The 21,195-nt window shown below is 70.2% G+C and carries 15 protein-coding genes; 8 read left to right on the top strand and 7 right to left on the bottom strand.

Annotation, left to right across the window (positions count from 1 at the left end):
* Positions 1-81: 81 nt before the first annotated feature.
* Positions 82-1,248 carry a nucleotide disphospho-sugar-binding domain-containing protein gene (locus tag ACFFIA_RS05275; RefSeq protein ID WP_377246232.1) on the top strand — a complete coding sequence of 389 codons (1,167 nt, stop codon included), beginning with the start codon at positions 82-84 and terminating at the stop codon, positions 1,246-1,248.
* 37 nt (positions 1,249-1,285) lie between these two features.
* On the opposite strand, the gene ACFFIA_RS05270 is transcribed toward ACFFIA_RS05275, so the two are convergent.
* Together ACFFIA_RS05270 and ACFFIA_RS05265 are read right to left on the bottom strand one after the other, a co-directional pair.
* Positions 1,286-2,887, bottom strand: a complete 1,602-nt coding sequence (locus tag ACFFIA_RS05270; protein WP_377246229.1) for a flavin monoamine oxidase family protein — start codon at positions 2,885-2,887, stop codon at positions 1,286-1,288.
* A gap of 186 nt (positions 2,888-3,073) precedes the next feature.
* Positions 3,074-3,259, bottom strand: a complete 186-nt coding sequence (locus tag ACFFIA_RS05265; protein WP_377246226.1) for a hypothetical protein — start codon at positions 3,257-3,259, stop codon at positions 3,074-3,076.
* 322 nt (positions 3,260-3,581) lie between these two features.
* On the opposite strand from ACFFIA_RS05265, the gene ACFFIA_RS05260 reads away from it, so the two are divergent.
* Both ACFFIA_RS05260 and ACFFIA_RS05255 read left to right on the top strand, forming a co-directional pair.
* On the top strand, positions 3,582-3,821 hold the full coding sequence (locus ACFFIA_RS05260; RefSeq protein WP_377246223.1) for a DUF397 domain-containing protein: 240 nt from the start codon (positions 3,582-3,584) through the stop codon (positions 3,819-3,821).
* A gap of 270 nt (positions 3,822-4,091) precedes the next feature.
* Positions 4,092-4,970: a Sco1979 family transcriptional regulator gene (locus tag ACFFIA_RS05255; protein ID WP_377246220.1), complete on the top strand. Its 879-nt coding sequence runs from the start codon at positions 4,092-4,094 to the stop codon at positions 4,968-4,970.
* Positions 4,971-5,012: 42 nt separating this feature from the next.
* Here the strand turns inward: ACFFIA_RS05255 and ACFFIA_RS05250 are convergent, their stop codons facing one another.
* Positions 5,013-6,020 (bottom strand): carbohydrate-binding protein, encoded by a 1,008-nt coding sequence (locus ACFFIA_RS05250; RefSeq protein WP_377246217.1) that lies wholly within the window; start codon positions 6,018-6,020, stop codon positions 5,013-5,015.
* Positions 6,021-6,083: 63 nt separating this feature from the next.
* Complete coding sequence (locus ACFFIA_RS05245; RefSeq protein ID WP_377246214.1) at positions 6,084-7,340, bottom strand: acyl-CoA dehydrogenase family protein; 1,257 nt, start codon at positions 7,338-7,340, stop codon at positions 6,084-6,086.
* Between the two features lie 212 nt (positions 7,341-7,552).
* Between ACFFIA_RS05245 and ACFFIA_RS05240 the strand changes: the two genes are divergently transcribed.
* Positions 7,553-9,832 carry a peroxidase family protein gene (locus ACFFIA_RS05240; protein WP_377246211.1) on the top strand — a complete coding sequence of 760 codons (2,280 nt, stop codon included), beginning with the start codon at positions 7,553-7,555 and terminating at the stop codon, positions 9,830-9,832.
* Between the two features lie 81 nt (positions 9,833-9,913).
* On the opposite strand, the gene ACFFIA_RS05235 is transcribed toward ACFFIA_RS05240, so the two are convergent.
* Complete coding sequence (locus ACFFIA_RS05235; protein ID WP_377246208.1) at positions 9,914-10,366, bottom strand: DUF6232 family protein; 453 nt, start codon at positions 10,364-10,366, stop codon at positions 9,914-9,916.
* A gap of 93 nt (positions 10,367-10,459) precedes the next feature.
* On the bottom strand, positions 10,460-14,161 hold the full coding sequence (gene hrpA / locus ACFFIA_RS05230) for an ATP-dependent RNA helicase HrpA (protein ID WP_377246205.1): 3,702 nt from the start codon (positions 14,159-14,161) through the stop codon (positions 10,460-10,462).
* 1,295 nt (positions 14,162-15,456) lie between these two features.
* Between hrpA and ACFFIA_RS05225 the strand changes: the two genes are divergently transcribed.
* From ACFFIA_RS05225 to ACFFIA_RS05210, 4 genes are read left to right on the top strand one after another with little or no spacing between them, the layout of a single operon-like run.
* Positions 15,457-16,713: an ABC transporter substrate-binding protein gene (locus ACFFIA_RS05225; RefSeq protein ID WP_377246202.1), complete on the top strand. Its 1,257-nt coding sequence runs from the start codon at positions 15,457-15,459 to the stop codon at positions 16,711-16,713.
* Entirely contained in the window at positions 16,713-17,738 is a 1,026-nt protein-coding gene (locus ACFFIA_RS05220; protein ID WP_377246199.1) for a carbohydrate ABC transporter permease, read from the top strand. Before ACFFIA_RS05225 ends, ACFFIA_RS05220 begins: the two co-directional genes overlap by 1 nt.
* Entirely contained in the window at positions 17,735-18,565 is an 831-nt protein-coding gene (locus ACFFIA_RS05215; RefSeq protein WP_377246196.1) for a carbohydrate ABC transporter permease, read from the top strand. Before ACFFIA_RS05220 ends, ACFFIA_RS05215 begins: the two co-directional genes overlap by 4 nt.
* On the top strand, positions 18,562-19,125 hold the full coding sequence (locus tag ACFFIA_RS05210) for a YesL family protein (protein WP_377246193.1): 564 nt from the start codon (positions 18,562-18,564) through the stop codon (positions 19,123-19,125). Before ACFFIA_RS05215 ends, ACFFIA_RS05210 begins: the two co-directional genes overlap by 4 nt.
* Here the strand turns inward: ACFFIA_RS05210 and recQ are convergent.
* Positions 19,105-20,946 (bottom strand): DNA helicase RecQ, encoded by a 1,842-nt coding sequence (recQ, locus tag ACFFIA_RS05205; protein ID WP_377246189.1) that lies wholly within the window; start codon positions 20,944-20,946, stop codon positions 19,105-19,107. The two genes, ACFFIA_RS05210 and recQ, sit on opposite strands and share 21 nt — an antisense overlap.
* Positions 20,947-21,195: the final 249 nt, after the last annotated feature.

Below are 21,195 nucleotides of genomic sequence, written 5' to 3'. Positions count from 1 at the left end.
AGTGCCACCGCAAGGGTTTGGCGCGGGTCAATGCTAGCCTGGAGGACCGGCAGGGCGACAGCGCACGAAGGAGATGCGTCGGTGCGAGTGCTCTTCGCGGTCTCCCCGGGCATCGGGCACCTGTTTCCGACCATCCCGCTCGCTTGGGCATTGCGCGCGGCAGGTCACGAGGTGCTCGTCGCCACCGCCACCGAGGGGGTCGAGGCGGCCGTCCGCGCCGGGCTCCCCGCCGTCGACACCGCTCCCGCCGCCGCGATCAGCGCGATCTTCGGCGCCGCCACCGGCCCGCCCGAGGAGCGTGCCCGGCGGATGAGCGAGCGCGGGCAACGCATCGCCGAGGCCGGTCACGAGGTGCACGAGCTGCTGCTGCGCACATTCGGGCAGGTGTCGGCGGTGACCGCGGCCGCGACCGCGGCGGTGGCCCGGCGCTGGCGGCCCGACCTGGTGGTGCACTCCCGGCTGCAGGGCGCGGGGCTGGCGGTGGCGAGCGCGCTCGGCGTCCCCGCGGTCGAGCACGGTTTCAACCTGCAGAGCGAGGCCGACCTGGCCGGGCGCTTCCTGCCCCACCTGGCGGAGGCGTGCGAGCGGGCCGGCGCGCCCCAGGCCCTGCCGTCCCGGCGCGCGGTCGTCCACGTGGCGCCGCCGGAGATGATGCTGGGCCCGCCGGTCCCCGCCTTGTCGATGCGCTACGTGCCGTACAACGCCGGCGGCGAGCTGCCCGAGTGGCTGTGGGAGCCGCCGGAGCGGCCGCGCGTGCTGATCACCATGGGCACCGTCGTGCCGCGCCTCCAGGGCGTCGGCGGGCTGGCCCGCATGCTGGCGGCCGCCCCCGAGGTAGAGGCCGACTTCGTGCTCGCCCTCGGCGGCGACGCCGACCTGGCCCCCCTCGGCCCGCTGCCGCCCAACGTGCGGCCGGTCGGTTGGGTCCCGCTGCACCACCTGCTCACCGGCTGCGTGGCCGTCGTGCACCACGGCGGCTCCGGCAGCACGATGGCCGCCCTCGGCGCGGGCGTGCCGCAGCTGGTGCTGCCGCACGGCGCCGACCAGTTCGTCAACGCCGGAGCCGTCGCCGACCTGGGCATCGGCGCGTGGTGTCCGCCCGGCGAGGTCGACGCCGGCACGGTGGCGACGCTCCTGGCCGACGCGACCGTCCGGGCGACCGCAGAGGCGGCGGCCGCCCGGATGGCGGAGCTGCCCGCCCCCGCCGACCTGGTCGCGCCGCTCACCGCGCTGGCGGCCGCCCGCTGAGGCACGAGATGGCGCCGGGCGACACCTGCGGCTACTCCTAAGTGGACAGCACGCGGGCGTGCAGGTCGGTGACGACCTTGCGGGCTGACTCGAACGCGCCTGCCTGCCAGGCGATGTAGTAGCTGAGGTGGTCGCCGGCGAAGTAGACGTTGCCGTCAGGCTCCAGCAGCCGCCCGTACTGGCCGCTGGTGCGGGACGGCCAGGAGACCCAGCCGCCCTCGCTGTACCGCGTGCGCCGCCACGCCACCGAGAAGGCGGTCTCCAGTTCGGTGCGGTACTTCTCGCCGTGGATCTTCACGCCCTGCTCGATCGCCCGGGCTTGGCGCTCGGCCGGCGTGAGCGACGAGTACCGGTCGGCGTTCCCACCGAAGTTGTAGTAGCCGACCACGATGCCCTTACGGCCGTGGAAGTCGTGCGAGGGGTACCAGATCGTGGAGAGGTCGAGGTTGGTGTTGGTGATGCCGGAGTAGATTCCGTCGTCCTCCTCCCACCACCGCCGGCCGTACTGGAGCCCGATCTTCCCGGTGCTCACCGGCACCGCGTACGCGAGCGCGTCCTTGACCGGTTGGGAGAGGTTGGACGGGATCCTCGCCAGCACCTGCGGCGGGATCGTGCACACGCAGAAGTCGGCCGAGGCGACGCGGGTCTGCCCGCCCGGCCCGGTGTAGACGACCTCCACGCCGGCGCCCTTGTTGGTGATCGAGCGGACCTCGGCTCGGTACGTGACGAGGTTGCGGCCGACCGCCTCCTCCAGCGCGTACGCGATCCGGTCCATCCCGCCGACCGGCTGGAACATCAGCATTGCCTGGTCCCAGCCGAACTCGAAGGAGAAGTACTGCCCCACGCCGCTGGCGAGCACGTCGGAGAGGGCGTACGGGGGCAGCTTCGGCGTGCCCGCCTCGAAGCCCGCGCCCGGGTCGACCTCGTACCCGCGCCGCGTGCTGCCCGTGTACCGCCAGCCGTCGGCCCGGCCGCCGATCGAGCCGAAGCCGCGCAGGAAGCTGAGCAGCCGTTCCTTGTCGTCGGCGGTGAGCTGGCCATCCAGCGCGCCCTGGTCGGTGGCCTTGGCGAGCAGTTCCGAGACGTACCCGTAGACGTCCGCCTTGGCGGTGCGGTGCCGGATCGGCGTGCCGGAGAGCGCGCCCACGCCCTCGTTGTAGTAGTAGGCGTCGGCGTTCTGATTGCCGAACACCTCGACCGGTACGCCCAGCTCGCGGCAGTAGTCCATGGTGACCATGTGCTGGGCGATGCGGGCCGGGCCGGCGTTGAGGTACTGCCCCTTGGCGAAGCGGGCGCGCTGCGTGTGGCCGTCCAGGTCGGTCTCGACGGTGCCGCCGCGGACCGTCCAGTTGCGACCGCCGGGCCGCTCGCGCGCCTCCAGGACGCGGACGCGGTAGCCCGCCTTGCGCAGTTCGTATGCCGTGGCCAGCCCGGCGATGCCGGCGCCGAGGACCAGCACGGACCTGTGTGACCGGCCGGTTAGCGTGAAGTCGGACTCGCGCGGCGCCCGGAACGGCGGTGCCGCCTGTGCCGCGGGCGCCAGGCCGAGCGCGCCCATCGTGCTGAAGAGGACCCCCGCTCCGCCGGTCGCCCCGACCGCTTGGAGGAACTGCCGGCGGGTCTGTGGTATCGCCACCATGTCTCCTCTCGATCGACGACCCTCGTATCGAGGGCCGTAAGATCAGCGAGGAAACATTCGCAACGGTCTGTTTCGGCGGCGTTAGTGAGCGGTAACGAGTGGCTGCCTTGCCCGGTCCCGTCGTGCTTGCCCGGTCCCGTCGTGCTTGCCCGGTCCTGTCGTGGGTCAGGACCGGACGCGGGTCGGTCAGTGCCGCTGGGGCGTCCGATCCAGCAGGGGATCGGCATCCGCGCGGGGGAACATGTAGAGCGCGGTGAGCGTGTCGACGCCGGTGCCACGGGCGCTGCTTGGCCGATAGGTCACCGTGGCGGCCCGGGGGGAAACCGTCTCGACGACACCGGCCCGCCACGTGCCGCCGCGGAAGACCCACACGCGGTCTGCCGGACGGTAACTGTCCGTAGGCGCGACTCCTCTGGGGTCGCGCTGAGTCGGATCGATGGTTGGCGCAGGCATGCTCTACTCCCAGCAGGCGGTTTTGGCTTCGTGATGGGCATTGGGACAGAGGGGTGTGCCCTGCGAGCTGGGCGTCGCTCGCGCTTCCGTCACAAAACGTGAACAACCTTGCACTAGTAGCACAGAGTTATCATGCTAGCTGGCCCTTGCAGACGCAAGGGCTGATGCACGTGCAGATGGTCTGATCGAACCCTGGGGTTCGGGCCCCAAGCCCGTAAGCAGGCAGATGAGAAAGATTTCAATGAGAAAATTTGTCAACGGCACACCTGCCGGCCAGTTGCCGGCGGTCGCGTGGCGGAAGAGCCGCCGCAGCAACCCGAGTGGAAACTGCGTCGAGCTCGCCGCTCTGCCCGGTGGGGCGGGAATCGCCGTCCGCAACTCGCGCGACCCTGAGGGGCCCGCGCTGATCTACACGGCAGAGGAGATCGCCGCGTTCATCCTCGGCGCTCGGGATGGGGACTTCGACCACCTCCTGACCTGAGGAGGGCTCTCCGCCGGCTGATCCAATGTGGCCGGCGGAAGCTCATGCGCGCGCATCGCACCCTTAGGACCCTTCGGTACCTCCGGCGGCAAGACCCGGCCGACTGTGCACCAGGGCTGTGGCACCGCCGCGCCAAAGATGAACGAAACGGGGATCCTGCTCGTCATACGGTCGTGGCATGCTTACCCCCGGCAGCTAGTGGGCGAGTGCGACAGCTCGCGCGAGCGGCGCCTCCGATCGAGCGAGGCGGCGATCAGCCGGGAGGGCAGCGTGACGACAGGGCCGGAGGCCGGGGCCGGCGGGCCGACCGTGCTGCGGATCCTGCTTGGCTCACAGCTCCGTAAGCTCCGCGAGGCCAATGGCGTGACCCGCGAAGCCGCCGGGTGGGAGATCCGGGCATCCGAGTCCAAGATCAGTCGGATGGAGCTCGGCCGGGTCGGGTTCAAGGAGCGGGATGTGGCCGACCTCCTGACGCTCTACGGGGTAAACGACAAGACCGAGCGCGACGCGCTGCTGGCTCTCGCCCGGCAGGCCAACACGCAGGGCTGGTGGCACCGCTTCGGCGACGTGCTGCCCCACTGGTTCCAGGCATACCTCGGGCTGGAGTCCAACGCGGCGATGATCCGCACATACGAGGTGCAGTTCGTCCCCGGCCTGCTCCAGAGCCGGGAGTACGCGCGGGCGGTCGTGATGATCAGCCACGGCGCCGCCACGCTCGACGAGATCGACCGCCGCGTCGACGTGCGGATGGCCCGCCAGCAGATGCTGACCCGCCAGGGCGCGCCGCACCTGTGGGCCGTGCTCGACGAGGCCGTGCTACGCCGCCCGATCGGCGGCTACACCGTGATGCGCACGCAGATCGCCGCGCTGATCGACGCCACCAAGCTCCCCAACGTGACGATCCAGGTCGTCCCGTTCAGCGCCGGCGGGCACGCGGCGGCCGGCGGCGCGTTCTCCATCCTGCGCTTCCCCGACGCCGAGCTGCCCGACGTGGTCTACACGGAGCAGCTCACCAGCGCGCTCTACCTCGACAAGCGCGACGACGTCGATCAGTACGCGGCGGCGATGGAGCGGCTCTGCGTCGAGGCCGAGCCGCCCGACCGCACGCAGGCGATGCTCGAGCGCATCCTGCGCGAGTACGACCGCTGAGCCGCGGGTCAGGCCACCGGCACCACGTGCGAGTGCGCGGCCTCAGCCGAGCAGGCTGATCCGGTCGAGTCGGGGCGCGAAGCCGTCGGGGTTGCTGAAGGTCAGGTTGTTCCGCCCGCCGACCAGCTCGATCGTGAACGTCCGCGAAGCGACCCGGTCGAAGCCGCCACTCGGCGGAAACGACAGCCGCAGGTGCGTCTGCGTGTTGATGGAGAGGATCGCGGTGCGGGGCTCGCCGCTCACGTAGTCGACGGTCAGCGCGTACCGGGTCGTCGCCGGCACGTCCACCTCGGTGAAGGAGACCAGCCCCGCGGGGTGCCCCGGCTCGGTGCCGATGTTGTGCACGATCCGCCCGCCGGAGGCCGCCCGGAGCGACAGCACGCCGGCCCGCCCGAGGAGCGCGGCCTTCTCCGCCTCGTACGTCAGCGTCAGCGGCCCGTCCCCGCGAGGAGTCGACGGCCTGGCCGGCGACGGCGGGGCTTCCGGGCTGGCCGAGCCGAGCCCCTGATCCCTAGCGGGCGGCAGGGCCTGCGGCGGCACGGTGGGCGGGGCCTGCGGCGGCACGGTGGGCACGGCCAGCCCTTGCCCCGGCCCCGGCTCGTCCGGGTCCGGGGAGAGCGTCGCCACCGCCACGATCGCGAGCGACAGAAGCGCGACGCCGGCCAGCACGAGCCGGGCCCGCTGCCGCCGTGGACCGGGCGCGATGATCTCGCCGAGGCGGCGCCGTCCCCGGTAGACGTACCGGCCGGCGACCGCCACGACCGCCGTACCAGTGTTTACGGTCCGGCTGGTCCGGCCGGTGGTGGCCTGGCCCCAGGGCTCGTCCGCCGGCACCGGCTCGTCGAAGTCGACGTGCGGCGCCTCGTACGGCGTCGGCGGCGGCTCCCGCCGCTCCTCGTCATCCGGTGCGGCGTGCGCCGGTGCGCGCGCGGCCTCCGGCACGCCGGACGGGAGCGCGGCCCGCACCGGTCCACGTTGAAGCGAGCCGCGTGGTGGTGGCAGCCAGCCACCGACCCGCAGCCGGTCGATACCCTCGCGATCCGCAGTCATCGCACCCTCGCCTGGTCCCCACAGGACCAATACGGGGCGGGGAGATTAACGGATCAAATCCCGTCAGGTATAGATCCCGGGCGGCGGATCCCAGCCGGTCAGGACGTTGGCGCCGATCTCGATGTGCTTCCAGTCCACCGGGTCGTGCAGCGCGAGCGTGCGGGCGTCCCGCCAGTACCGGTCGAAGCCGGTGCCGGTGCGCGTCGCACTGGTCCCCATCAGGGCGAACGCCTCACTCGTTGCGGCCAGTGCGGCCTTCGTGGCGGCCGACTTCGCGGCGAAGACCGGTACGGCCAGCTCGGTGCGGCTCAGCTCGCCCCGCTCGAACGCGTCCAGCAGGTCACCGGTCGCCATCGTCAGCGCGTACGCCGCCGCGAGCCCGGCCGCCAGCTCGCCGGCCAGCCGCTTCACGACCGGGTCGCCGGCGGCACTGTCCACACCGGCCGGCGGCCACGGGCGGGACCGCGTCGCGACGAACGGCGCCGCCGCGCTCAGCGCTCCGATCCCGATCCCGACGAGTACGGCGGCGAAGCCGGCCTGGTAGCGCAGTGAGTTTTGCGGGAGCGGGGCGCGGCCGGGCAGGCTCGCGCGCAGCGCCGGGTCGGTGCGCACCTGCCGGAACGTCACCGTGCCGGAGTCGGTGGCCCGCTGTCCGAGCATGTCCCAGTCGCGGTGCACAATGACCCCGTCGGTGTCCCGGGGCACGAGGTTGAGCTGGAGGCCGAGGATCGGGTTGTCGAGCGCCCCCTCGGCCGCCGGGTTGAACGCCCACACCGCGATGAGGTCCGCCTCGGCGGCGCCGGTGGTGTAGATCTTCTCGCCGTCCACAGTGAACCCGCCATCTGCGTGGGGCGTGGCGACGGTGCGCCACGGGTCGTCCACCTTGCGGCCGGACTCGGCGACGGCCAGCCCGAGGATCGCGCCCTCGCGGATCCGCGCGGAGAGCAGCGGGCGAAGCTCGTCCGGGCAGTACACGAAGATTTCCCGGGTCAGCTCGTCGTGCACCTTGAATATCTGGGCGACGGACGAGTCGGCGGCCGCGATGCGCACCTGCGCCTCCAGCGAGAGCCGGTGCGAACCGCCCAGCCCGCCCCACGCCGCAGGCAGTCCACTCTGGAGGATGCCGCTGCGTTTGAGTGCCGCGACCGACGCGGTGGGGTAGCGGCCGGCCGCGTCGGCCCGCGCCGCCGCGGGCGCGACGTCGCGGTCGAGCACCTCTTGCAGGGCGGCCAGCAGCGCCAGCTCGTCGGGGCGGAAGTGCGCGGCCGTCGGTGCGGGGATCGCCGCGCCGAGCAGGCCGCGGAGCGTCGTGGCAGTCACGCCGCCCAACCCTACCGGCGTGGCCGCCGGTGCGCCTTCTCCGGCCGTCGCCGGTATTTCGCAGCCGGTACCCCCAAGGGTTTCGCGTTTATTTGAATCTATTGACTTTGAAATTGGTGAGGAACAGTCTTCCCAACCAGGCATGCGGTTTCATTCGGGCGCCCAGAATCGCGCATTTCTGTTGTTCATAGACCCGCTGTAGGGGAGGAACGATGCGGAAAAGACGGCGCCTTCGCGCGCCCATTCTGGTTGGGCTCGTCGTGCTGACCACGGTGGCGGGCTCCGCCCTGACCTCGTCCGTCGCGGCGGACGTGTCCACAATGGCGGTGCCTTTCGCGGTGCAGAGCCTCGACGGCGGTGGCAACAATGTGGCCAATCCGACCTGGGGGCAGGCCAACCGGCCGTACTCGCGTGTCGCCGCGGCCCGCTATGCCGATGGGCGCAGCCGCCCGGTAACTGGTCCGAACTCCCGTTATGTCAGCAACCGCATATTCAACGACGCCGCCCAGAATGTTTTCTCCGAGCGCCAGGTGACGGCGTGGGGATGGACCTGGGGCCAGTTGCTCGACCACACGTTCGGCCTGCGGTTGGGGCGCGCGCCGGGCGACCCCGCCGGCGAGACGGCGAACATCCCCTTCAACGCCAACGACCCGCTCGAGGAGTTCGAGAACACGCTGGGAAACATCCCGTTCGCGCGCTCCGATCCGGCGCCCGGCACCGGTGTGACCAACGTCCGGCAGCAGGTGAACACGAATCCGTCCTACATCAACGGGTTCGCGTTCTACGGCGGCACCAACGCGCGGCTGGACTGGCTGCGGGAGGGCGTGGTGGACGGTAATCCGGCCAACAACAACGCCCGCCTGCTGTTGCAGGGCAACTACCTGCCGAGGGCGAACGCGCGGGGGAACGCGGCCACGGCACCACCGATGGAGATCGACGGGATTCTGCGGGCGAACCCGGCCAGCGCCATGGTCGCCGGCGACGTGCGGGCCAACGAGAACCTGTTCCTGACCGCGACGCACACGTTGTTCGCGCGGGAGCACAACCGCGTCGTCGGGCTGCTGCCGGCGTCGCTGTCCGAAGAGGACAAGTTTCAGATCGCGCGGCGGATCGTGATCGCCGAGCAGCAGTACATCACGTACAACGAGTGGTTGCCGGCGATGGGGATCAACCTGCCCGCGTACACCGGGTACCGGCCGAACATCAACACCGCGCTCTCCAACGAGTTCGCCACGGTGGGATACCGCGTGCACAGCCAGATCCACGGCGAGATGGAGATCGTCGCGGACGCGTCGCGGTACACGCCGGCGCAGTTGGCCGCGTTCGAGGCGCAGGGCATCGAGGTCGTGGTGGAAGGCGACGAGGTCGAGCTGGTCATCCCGCTCAACCGTGGCTTCTTCAACCCCAACCTGGTGCCGTCGATCGGGCTCGGGCCGCTGCTGGAGGCGGTCGGTGGCGAGCCGCAGTACAAGAACGAGGAGCTGATCGACAACCAGCTGCGCAGTGTGCTCTTCCAGATCCCGGTCTCCGGCAACCCTGAGTGCCTGGACGGGGAGGGGCTGCCGGAGTGCTTCGACGGCGTAGTCGACCTGGGCGCGATCGACGTCGAGCGGGGTCGTGACCACGGCATGCCGAGCTACAACCAGATGCGCCAGGCGTACGGGCTGCCCGCCCGCACCTCGTTCACGCAGATCACCGGCGAGTCGAGCGCGGCGTTCCCGCCCGGTACCGGGGTGAACAACCCGGCGAGCCTGAACTTCCCGCGGTTGTTCGACGTGTTCGACGCCGAGGTCGACCAGGCGGACGAGGACGCGGTGGAGGGTACGCCGGTGCGGTTCAACCGGGCCAGCCCGCTGGCCGCCCGGCTCCAGGCGGTGTACGGCAACGTCGACAACGTCGACGCGTTCACCGGCGCGGTCGCCGAGCCGCACGTGCCCGGTACCGAGTTCGGCGAGTTGCAGCGGGCGATGTGGACGCGGGAGTTCCAGCGGCTGCGCGACGGCGACCGCTTCTTCTACGCCAACGACCCGGCGTTGCAGTACATCCAGAACACGTACGGCATCGACTTCCGCCGCAACCTTGGTGACCTGATCGCGCTCAACAGCGACGTACCCCGCGCCGACCTGCCCCGCGACGTCTTCTTCGCCGAGGGGGACGTGCCACCGACCAGTTGCCGGGTCGCGTACCGCGTGGAGAGCCAGTGGAACACCGGGTTCCAGGTCAACATGTCCATCACCAACACCGGCTCCACGCCGATCCCGGACAGGTGGACGCTGCGCTTCGTCTTCCCCAACGGCCAGCAGATCACCCAGCTCTGGAACGGAGTCGTCGCTCAGGACGGGGCCCGGGTACCGGTCGCGAATGCCGCCTGGAACGGCACGCTGAATCCCGCTCAGACCATCGACGGAGTGGGGTTCAACGCCACCTGGAGCGGGGCCAACAACCGGCCCACGGCGTTCTCCCTGAACACCACCGCCTGCGCGGTCGGCTGAGGAAAAGGAGAGCCGGCCGGGGTTTGCGGCCCCGGCCGGCTTTCGCGTCCCGGCCCGTGGCAGGTGGCCCGGGACGCCTACTCACGAGAGATTGCTCAGGCGGCCCTGCTCGACGGCCCGGATCAGCGCCCGGCAGACCTGGCCGAACTCCTGCTCGTCACCGGTCTCGAAAAGCAATGTGGGCCGACTCTCGTAGTCGGCCCACATCTGGAAGGTGGCCGCCCAGCGGCGGCCGGCGAAGCGGATGCCCGCCAGCGCGGCCGCCACGGTGAGAGCGGCGATGGCCCAGGCGGCCGGCGTGCCGAAGGCGACAGCCACGGGCGCGACGACCGCGAGCGCGACCACTCCGGCGGTGGCGGTGGTGCGGGTGGGGGACGACCGTGGCCCCCGGGCCCGGGTCAGCCGGTGAAGATCGGCGATCGCGAACCGCGTGCCCCGCACGATCAGCCATCGATCGGTGATGGCCACACCGTGCCGGTTGTAGAAGGTGGTGCCGGGCGACCGGCTCGGACGGCTGAGGTGGTCGATGCTCATCGCGGCCTCCTTCACTTCCTCCCACTATCGGGCGCCAGGGGGCCGATGGCAATAGCGCAATCTGCCAGGTGGCAGATTGCACCGTTGCCTCTTCTACAAATTGTCCATTGCGCGGTAAATGCGCTGTTCGGAGATGGGATACGCGGTGCCCAGTGCCTGCGCGAAGAGGTTGATCCGCAGTTCCTCGATCATCCAGCGGATCTCGTGCAACGCATCGCTCGGCGGTACCTCCTGGCGCAGTTGCGCGTACTCCCGCTGGATCTCCTCGACCACGCGGGTCTGCTGGAGGTCGCGCTGGGCGTTCTGCGGCAGCCGCTCCAGCCGGCGCTCCAGCGCGGTGAGGTAGCGGACCAGGTCGGACAGGCGCCGTTGGCCGGTCGCGGTCACGAAGCCCCGGTAGACGAGCGCGGAGAGCTGGGCCCGGGCGTCCGCGAGTGAGGGCATGAGGTCGAGGCGCATCCCGGGCCCCCCGCGGTTAGGGGAGTAAGACAGCGCCTTCAGACGCTGCTCCACCGCGTACCAGGAGGCGAGGACCCGCCGTACTTGGCCGACCACCACGAGGAGCCCGTCCACGTAGCCGCCGCGGACCGCGTCGCGCAGCTTGGCGAAGCCGTCTTCGTCCCACGCCGGTCCGCCCGCCCCGGCCATCAACTGGTCGACCGCCGCGCCGGCCGCGTCTTCCAGGAGGTCGGCCACGCCGCGGTGGGGGTTGCGGCTGAGCGCCAGCTTGTCCTCGTTGGAGAGCCGGCCCTGCATGACCTTCGCGGGCGAGGGCAGGCCGATCAGCAGCAGGCGGCGCGTGCCCTGCCACATCGCGTACCGCTGCTCGGCCTCCGTCTCGAAGATGCCGACGCCGACCGACTCGCCCTCGTCGACGAGCGCCGGGTACGCGGTGACGGCGTACCCGGCGCGCTCCTGCTGGACGGCGCGGGGGAGCGTGCCGAGGTCCCAGGCGCGGATGCCCTGGCGGGTCAGCCCGGGCGCCGCGGCGGTGACCGTCTCGCGGACCGTGGCCCGGAGCTGGGTCTGGAGCGCGCCGAGATCCTTGCCCTCGGCGAGCGCGGCGCCGCCCTCGTCCTCCACGCGAAACGTGACGCGCAGGTGGTCGGGGACCTTGCTCAGATCCCACGCGTCGCGCGGCACCGGCACGCCGGTCATCCGGCGCAGCTCCCGTTCGAGCGCGTCGAGCAGCGGGCCGTCCGGCGCCATCCGGTCGAGCGCCGCGCGGGCGTAGTCGGGCACCGGTACGAAGTTGCGGCGCACCGCCTTGGGGAGCGACCGGATCAGCGCCACCACGAGGTCTTCGCGCAGCCCGGGCACCTGGCGGTCGAAGCCGTCGGGGCGCAGCCGGGAGAGCAGCGGGAGTGGAATGTGGACGGTCACGCCGTCGGCCCCGGTGCCGGGCTCGAACTGGTACGTGAGGCGGAGCCCCAGGTCGCCCTGCCGCCACTCGTCGGGATAGTCGGTCGCCTCGACGCGCCCGGCCCGCTCGTTGATGAGCATCGCCTTCTCGAACGTGAGCAGGTCGGGCTGCTCCTGGCGGGTCTTCTTCCACCAGCTGTCGAAGTGGCGGGCGGATACGACGTCGGCGGGGAGGCGCTGGTCGTAGAAGGCGAAGAGGGTCTCGTCGTCGACAAGGATGTCGCGGCGGCGGGCCCGGTGCTCCAGCTCCTCCACCTCGGCCAGCAGCTCCCGGTTGTCCCGGAAGAAGGCGTGGTGGGTCTCCCAGTCACCTTCCACCAGCGCGTGCCGGATGAAAAGCTCACGGGCGAGGGGCGGGTCGATCCGGCCGAAGTTGACCTTGCGGCCGGTGACCAGCGGCACGCCGTACAGCGTGACCCGCTCGATCGCCATCACCGCGCCCTGCTTCTTCTCCCAGTGCGGCTCGCTGTAGTTTCGCTTGACCAGGTGACCGGCGAGCCGCTCGACCCAGTCGGGCTCCACTTTGGCCACGATGCGCGCCCACAGCCGAGACGTCTCCACCAGCTCGGCCGCCATCACCCACTGCGGCTGCTTCTTGAAGAGGGACGAGCCGGGGAAGATGGCGAACTTGGCGCCGCGCGCGCCGAGGTACTCGTGCTTCTGGACGTTCTTCAAGCCCACGTGCGACAGCAGTCCACTGAGGAGTGACTGGTGGATCCGCAGCCCGTCGGCCGGGGGCGCCTTGGGCGGCTTGACCGCCTGGCGTAGCTGGCCGTACAGGTCCTGCCACTCGCGTACGCGCAGGTAGTTGAGAAACTCGTTGCGGCACATCCGCCGAAACTGGCTCGACGAGAGCGCCTTCTGCTGCTCCTCCAGGTAGCGCCACAGGTTGAGGTACGCGAGGAAGTCCGACTCCTTGTCCGCGAAGCGGGCGTGCTTTTCGTCGGCCGCCTGCTGGTGGTCGGTGGGCCGCTCGCGTGGGTCCTGTATGGACAGCGCTGCCGTGATGACGAGCACCTCGTGTACGCAGCCGTTTCGCTCCGCCTCCAGCACCATGCGGCCGAGGCGCGGGTCGACGGGGAGCTGGGCGAGGCGGCGACCCAGCTTGGTCAGCCGCTCGCCGTCGAGCGCGCCTAGCTCGTGCAGCAGGTCGACGCCGTCCTTGATGTTGCGGCGATCGGGCGGCTCGACGAAGGGGAAGGCGGCCATGTCGCCAAGCCCCAGCGCGCGCATCTGGAGGATGACCGAGGCGAGGTTGGTGCGCAGGATCTCCGGATCGGTGAACTCGGGGCGGGCCAGGAAGTCGTCTTCGGAGTAAAGGCGGATGCAGATGCCGTCGGACGTGCGACCGGATCGGCCCTTGCGCTGGTTGGCCGAGGCTTGGGAGACGGGCTCGATGGGGAGGCGCTGCACCTTGAGCCGGTGGCTGTATCGCGAGATGCGGGCGGTGCCGGGGTCGACCACGTACTTGATGCCGGGCACGGTGAGCGAGGTCTCGGCGACGTTGGTGGCGAGCACGACGCGGCGGCCGGTGTGCGGTTGGAAGACGCGGTGCTGCTCGGCCGTGGAGAGCCGGGCGAAGAGCGGCAGGATCTCGGTGTGGCGCAGGTCGTGCTTGCGCAGCGCGTCGGCGGTGTCCCGGATCTCCCGCTCGCCGGAGAGGAAGACCAGGATGTCGCCCGGCCCCTCGGCGCACAGCTCGTCGACCGCGTCGAGGATCGCCTGTGTCGGGTCCTGCTCGTCATCCGGCGCGCGATAGCGAACCTCGACGGGGTACGTGCGGCCGGACACCTCGACGATGGGGGCGCCACCGAAGTGCTTCGAGAATCGCTCCGGATCGATCGTCGCCGAGGTGATGATCACCTTGAGATCGGGGCGGCGGGGCAGGAGCCGCTTCAGGTATCCGAGGATGAAGTCGATGTTGAGGCTGCGCTCGTGCGCCTCGTCGATGATCAGCGTGTCGTACCGCCGCAGCATCCGGTCGTGCTGGATCTCCGCGAGCAGGATGCCGTCGGTCATCAGCTTGACCAGCGTGCCGTCGCTCACCTTGTCGGAGAAGCGCACCTTGTAGCCGACCGTGGTGCCGAGCGGCGTGCCCAACTCCTCGGCGATCCGGTCGGCCACCGTGCGCGCGGCGATCCGCCGGGGCTGGGTATGGCCGATCAAGCCCTCGACGCCGCGCCCCAGCTCAAGGCAGATCTTGGGCAGCTGGGTGGTCTTGCCGGAGCCGGTCTCACCCGCGACGATCACGACCTGGTGGTCGCGGATGGCAGCGAGGATCTCGTCTTTCTTCTGGCTGACCGGGAGCGCCTCGGGATAGTTGATCTCCGGCACGCTCTCCCGGCGAGCGGCCAGCCGCGATTCCCGATCCATGTCCCGACAAGTTTATCCCGCCTGGCCAGCACATTTTCCGGGCCGCTCGCCAGAGGCCGGCAACGCGCGCTGGCTGGCGGGACGGGTCTGGGTCAGACGCCCACGGCCGCCCGCCAACCGCATCGGATCAGCCGCGAGGGCAGCGACGTTCATCACTGCGCCTGCCGGGCGGGCCGTTGGCCTCTTAGTGACATGTCGCGTTTGCGAAGCCCGTACCTAGTGGCCTGGACGTCCTCTGGCCTGCAAACTTCCGTCTGGCGCCCCCACAAAGGAGCAGCGGCCCTGTGCCGAAGGCAAGCGGGTTGTCCTCGCGGTTACCGCCGCGGGGACGCCCTAGCCCGGTCCCCGGTGCGCGCGGCGCTCTTGGTGCGGCTTCGCCGACTTCGCGTTCTCGTCGCCCAAGCGGCCCGAGCCCCAGCCTCGACCTCCCGTGCGGCGCCGGAGTGAGTGCGAGCCGCTTTTGGTGGGGCAGAGGGGAGCTGCCGCTCTGTCCGTCGTGCTCCTGGCCGTCGCTCCCGCAGCCTCACCCTCCGCGTCCCCACGATCCCGACCCGGCCCAGCGCAGGCCCCGGTCCCGAGCTGACCATTTCTGTGGGATCTTGGTCCTCGCTCGCGGACAGTGTTGTTCGCGAGCAGTTCGGGCCGCGCCGGGCGGCAGGTCGGGTCCGTGTCCAAGAGAGCTGTCGAGCTGGGCGCGCCAACGCGCCCAGCGGGCCGCGCCCGGCACACGATCCACCGGCAGATGTGGGGGCGATTGTCGGGGACATCGCCCCTTCAAAGCGGCCGCAAGCGGCTATGTCCCCGACAAAGCCGCCTGCGCGGAACGACCCGGTCGGGGAGGCGGTCCGTCCGTGGCGACCAATTGACCCCAGAGAGCCTGTTGCAAAATTGCTCGATCACAGTGAGTGTCGAGAAGAACACGGTTGTATCGGTCGCTGGCCGTCGAACGGCGGCCAGCGAGGGTTAGCGCGACCCTCAGTTCGCGCGAATCTGACGATTTTGCAACAGGCTCCAGAGGGTGAATTTTTCGCCACGCACGACCCGGATCCGCAATGACCGCGAGCGTCCCGCTCAAGCACGCGGATACGCCGTCGGGGAGCCAGACCCACCGTGCGGACCCCGCAAGCGGCCGTCCCGGAGCATGGCGCCTTAGTTTGGAGTCCAGCCCAAAATCACGCGGTTGTAACGTTTTAGGACCCCCATTGACGTCGATGTAACGGGACCATAGCCTGGGCCGGGCAAGCGCTTACCTGTGCCGCACCTCACTCGGCCCTCGGAGGTCTCACATGGGCGTTATGAAACGGTTCACCATTGTTTTCGCGGCTGCGTCGCTCTTGGTTGCCGGCGCTGCCTGTGGCGGGGGCGACGAGGCGGAGTCGGGGCCGGTCACGCTGCGTTACTCGTGGTGGGGTAACGCCGACCGCGCCGCGTTGATGCAGAAGGCGATCGACCTCTTCCAGACGAAAAACCCGGACATCAAGATCACGCCGAGCTTCCAGGAGTTCGAGGCGTACTGGCAGAAGATGGCCACGGACACTGCGGGCGGCAACGCGCCAGACGTGCTCCAGATGGACTTCGCCTACCTGCGGGAGTACGCGGACCGCGGCGTGCTCTACGACCTCAAGAAGCAGGGCGACAACCTCAACCTCAACGACCTGCTCGAAGGGCTCAAGGGCGCGGGCGAGGTCGACGACGGGCTGTACGGCGTGCCGGTCGGCGGCAACACCTGGGGCTACGTCTACAGCCCCGCGGCGTACGCCAAGGCCGGCGTGCCGGAGCCGAAGCTCGGCTGGACGTGGAACGACTACCGGGCGGCGATGGAGAAGATCACCAAGAGCACCGGCGGCAAGATGTACGGCGGTGGCAACTACATCGGCACGTACTACAACCTCGAGGTGCAACTGCGCCAGGAGGGCAAGCTGCTCTACACCGAGGATGGCAAGCTCGGCTTCGACAAGCCGCGGCTGGCCGAGTTCTTCACCGAGGGCAAGCAGCTCGCCGACGCCAACATCGTGCTCCCGGTCGACAAGGGCGTGCAGATCAAGCCGAAGTTCGCGCTCGAACTCGACCTGATCGCGGGCGACCTGGGCTGGGACAACTTCATGGCCCGGTACGCGGCGGCCACCAAGACCGAGCTCAAGCTGGGCCCGGTGCCGAGCGACAACCCGGCGCAGCTGGGCCAGTACCTCAAGCCGGCGATGCTGCTGAGCGTCTCGCAGAAGTCGAAGTACCCCGAGCAGTCGGCGAAGCTGATCGACTTCATGATCAACGATCCCGAGGTGGGCAAGATCTTCGGCGCCAACCGAGGGCTGCCGGCCACCAACGCGCAGCGGGCGGCCGTGCAGTTGGACGGTCCACTCGCGACGGTGGCGGCGTACGAGGAGAGCATCAAGGGCCAGCTGGAGAAGGCGCCGCCCGCGCCGCCGAAGGGCGCCGGCACGATCGAGCAGGCGTTCATCCGGATCTCCGAGGAGTTCCAGTACGGCCGGATCAGCGTCGACCAAGCGGTGGACCAGTTCTTCACCGAGGCCGCTGAGACGCTCGAATCCTGATGTCCTCCCTCGCATCCAACCGCGAGAACCGTCCGGCCGAGGCCGGGCGCGAGGAGACCGACCGGAAGGGGGCCGGCTGGAGGGAGGCCAGCCGCGCCCGCCCCGGCGGGAAACGGCCGGCGGGTCCGCGCACACGGGCCCGCCGGCCGGGTGACGGCTTGGCGGGATACCTCTTCCTGTCCCCGTGGATCCTCGGCATCGTGCTGCTGACGATCGGCCCGATGGTCACCTCGCTCTACCTCTCCTTCACCGACTACAGCCTCTTCACCGCGCCGGAGTGGGTCGGCCTCGACAACTACCGCCGCATGTTCGACGACGCGCGGTGGCTCAAGTCGGTGCAGGTGACGGCCATCTACGTGGCCGTGGCGGTGCCGGTGAAGCTGGCCGCCGCGCTCGCCGTCGCCGTACTGCTCAACAACAAGCGCAAGGGCCAGGGCTTCTACCGGGCGGCCTTCTACGGCCCGTCGCTCATCGGGGCGAGCGTGAGCCTGGCCATAGTGTGGAAGGCGCTCTTCACCGACGACGCGGTGGTCGACCGGGTACTGCGGGCGGTCGGCATCAACACCGGCGGATGGGCCGGCAACCCCGACTTCTCGCTGCTGATGCTGGTGCTGCTGGGCGCGTGGCAGCTCGGCGCGCCGATGGTGATTTTCCTGGCCGGGCTCAAGCAGGTGCCGGTCGAGCTGCACGAGGCGGCGCATGTGGACGGTGCGGGGCGGTGGCGGCGCTTCCGCTCCATCACGCTGCCGATGATCTCTCCGGTGGTCTTCTTCAACCTGCTGCTGGAGACCATCAACGCGTTCCAGGTCTTCACGTCGGCGTACATCGTGGGCGGTCCCAACGGCTCGCCCGCCGGCACCACGCTCTTCTACACCATCTACCTCTACGACCGCGGCTTCTCCGACTTCCGGATGGGCTACGCCTCGGCGATGGCGTGGATGCTGCTGCTGGGCGTCGGCCTCATCACGCTGTTCCTCTTCCGCACCGCACGCGGATGGGTCTACTACTCAGGGGACAAACGATGAAACTGTCCACTGTGGCGTGGCACGCCGGCGTCATCGCGGTGCTGGCGGTGGTGCTGTACCCCATCGTGTGGGTCGTGGCCGCGACCTTCAAGCCCTCCGCGGATATCATCGGCAGCCTCAACCTGTTTCCCACCGAGGCGACGACGGCCAACTACGAGCGGGCCGTCGAGGGCATGGCGGGCATCAGCATCGGCCGCTTCTTCTGGAACTCGACCCTCCTCGCCGTACTGTCCGTTGTGGGCACTGTCGCCTCGTCGGCGCTGGCCGGATACGCCTTCGCACGGCTGCGCTTTCGGGGGCGGGGGGCCATGTTCGCGCTGATGATCTCGACGCTGCTGCTCCCGTTCCACGTGTTGATCATCCCGCAGTACGCGGTCTTCCAGAGGCTGGACCTCATCGACACCTACGTGCCGCTGCTGATCGGCAAGTTTCTGGCCGTCGAGGCGTTCTTCGTCTTCCTGATGGTGCAGTTCATGCGGACCATCCCGCACGAGCTGGACGAGTCGGCGAAGATCGACGGCGCGGGGCACTGGGGCACCTTCTGGCACATCATCCTGCCGCTGGCCCGCCCGGCGCTCATCACGACCGCCATCTTCACGTTCATCTGGAGCTGGAACGACTTCTTCGGCCCGCTCATCTACCTCAGTACGCCGGACAAGTATCCGCTGCCCCTCGCGCTCCAGCTCTTCGTCGACGAGGCGGCCGGCTCCGACTTCGGCGCGCTGATGGCGATGTCGATGCTGGCGCTCGTACCCGTGATCCTGTTCTTCCTGTTCTTCCAGCGCTTCCTCGTCGAGGGAGTGTCCACATCGGGGTTGAAGGGATGAGGCGCTTCGTCCTCTTCGGAGAGTGCCTGCTGGCCGGCCTGCTCACCGCCGTGCTCGCGCTGCCGGTTGTCACGCTGCTTCCCGCGCTGGCGGCCGGCTGCGCGCACATCCGGGCCCATGTGGACGGTGAGACCACGGCGGTGCGCGCCTACTTCGAGCGCTTCCGCGCCGCGTATCCCGGCAGCCTCCCGCTCTCGCTCGCCTCGGCCGGCGGGTTCGCGGTGCTCGTCGTGGACGCTCTCCTGCTCCGCACGGCCGTGCCCGGCGGCGCCTTCGTCGCCGCGTTCTGCGGCATCGCCGCGACCGCCCTGTCGGTGGTCCTTCTCCGCGCGGCGGCCACCTGGTCGCCCGGCCAGCCATGGCGTGATCTGGTACGACACGCCGCCGTCCGCGCTATCGCGAGCGATCCGTCGGGCTCCCTGCTCATGGTGCTGGCGCTGGCGCTGCTCGTGCTCATCACCTGGCAGCTGCTGCCGCTCGCCGTGCCCATGCTGGGCTGTGTGCTGATGGCCGCCGTGGCGGTCGAGCGGCGCTACGCGCTAATCCTCGCCAGCCGCTAGCGTGTCGAGGATCTGCTGACCGAACTTCGCCAGCTTCGCCTCGCCGACACCGCTCACCGTGCTCAGCGCCGCCAGAGTCTTCGGCGACTCGGCGGCGATCTGGCGGAGGGTGGCGTCGTGGAAGATGACGTACGCCGGGACGCCCTGCTCCTTCGCGGTGGCGGCGCGCCAGGCCCGCAGCCGCTCGAAGACCGGTGCCGCACCAGGCGGCAGCTCGACGGCCGCGGCGGCGCCCCCGCGCGACCTGGCGGCCTTGGCGGTGGCGGCGCGCTCGGGCTCGCGGCGGAGCTTCACCTCGCGCTGCTTGCTGAGCACGCCCTTGCTTCCCTCGGTGAGCGCGAGCGTTCCGTACTCACCCTCGACCGCGAGCAGGCCCTGTGCCAGGAGCTGCCGCACGACCGCCCGCCACTCGCTCTCGCTCAGCTCGGTGCCGATGCCGAAGACGGTGAGCTCGTCGTGTCGGTGCTGGACCACCTTGTCGGTCTTCTTCCCTAGCAGGATGTCGATCGACTGCGTGGCGCCGAACCGCTGCCCGCGCTCGCGGTGCAGGCGCAGCACGGTGGAGAGCAGCTTCTGCGCGGCGATCGTGCCGTCCCACGACTCGGGCGGCGCGAGGCAGGTGTCGCAGTTGCCGCAGGGGGCGCTGGGCTGGCCGAAGTAGGCGAGCAACTGCACGCGCCGGCACTCGACGGTCTCGCAGAGCGCCAGCATCGCGTCGAGGTGGGCGGAGAGGTTGCGCCGGTGCGCCAGGTCGCCCTCGGAGCCGTCGATCAGCTTGCGCTGCTGCACGACATCCTGGAGACCGTATGCCAACCAGGCGGTCGAGGGCAGCCCGTCGCGACCCGCGCGGCCGGTCTCCTGGTAGTACCCCTCCACGGACTTGGGCAGGTCGAGGTGGGCGACGAAGCGCACGTCGGGCTTGTCGATGCCCATGCCGAACGCGATGGTGGCGACCATGACCAGCCCGTCTTCGCGCAGGAAGCGGGCCTGGTTGGCGGCGCGGGTCGCGGCGTCGAGCCCGGCGTGGTAGGGCAGCGCGGTGATGCCGTTGTCGACCAGAAACTCGGCGGTCTTCTCCACGGAGGCGCGGGAGAGGCAGTAGATGACGCCGGCGTCGCCCGCGTGCTCCGTACGCAACAGGTGGAGCAACTGGCGGCGGGGCTCGTTCTTCGGGACGATGCGGTACTGGATGTTGGGCCGGTCGAAGCTCGCCACGAAGTGGCGGGCGCCCTCGAGCTGGAGCCGCGTGGCTATCTCGGTGCGGGTCGCGGTGGTCGCGGTGGCGGTCAGCGCGATGCGCGGCACGTCCGGCCAGCGCTCGTGCAGCATCGACAGCGCCAGGTAGTCGGGGCGGAAGTCGTGTCCCCACTGCGACACGCAGTGTGCCTCGTCGATGGCGAAGAGTGCGATCCGGCCGCGGTCGAGCAGCCGCTGGACGCCGGGCGTGCCGAGCGCCTCGGGAGCCAGGTAGAGCAGGTCGAGGTCGCCGCTGACGAACGCCGCCTCGACCGCCCGCCGCCCGTCGAAGTCGAGCGTCGAGTTGAGGAAGCCGGCCCGCACGCCGAGCGCACGCAGCGCGTCGACCTGGTCCTGCATGAGCGCGATGAGCGGGGAGATCACCACGCCAACACCGTCGCGGACCAGGGCGGGGATCTGGTAGCACAGCGACTTGCCGCCGCCGGTCGGCATCAGCACGAGCGCGTCGCCGCCCCCGGTCACGTGCTCGATGATCTCGCGCTGGTCGCCCCGGAAGGAGTCGTAGCCGAAGACCCGGCGCAGGACGCGGAGCGCCTCGGTCTCAAGATCTACAGCGGGAGCCACCCCGCGATTCTACGGGCGCCGGCTGGCGGCGGCTCAGCCCACCGCGTCGTACGCCTCGGCGAGCCATGCGCGCACCTGACCGTCGACCTCCACCGGCCGGTCGAGGTCCGCGACGTCGACCATCCGCGGGCCGCCCGCACGGTGGGGGAGCACCGGCTCGAGTGAGAGGCACCGTGGGGGCGGATCTCGGCGAGCGTGCGCTCCCGTTCGAGGAAAACACCAACAGTGACGGCATCGGCGTGGGCATCG

It is taken from the genome of Phytohabitans kaempferiae, assembly GCF_042433955.1.
Classification (GTDB): domain Bacteria; phylum Actinomycetota; class Actinomycetes; order Mycobacteriales; family Micromonosporaceae; genus Phytohabitans; species Phytohabitans kaempferiae.
The sequence above is the reverse complement of the archived record's forward strand: the minus strand, read 5'-3'. Positions and strand labels throughout refer to the sequence as shown.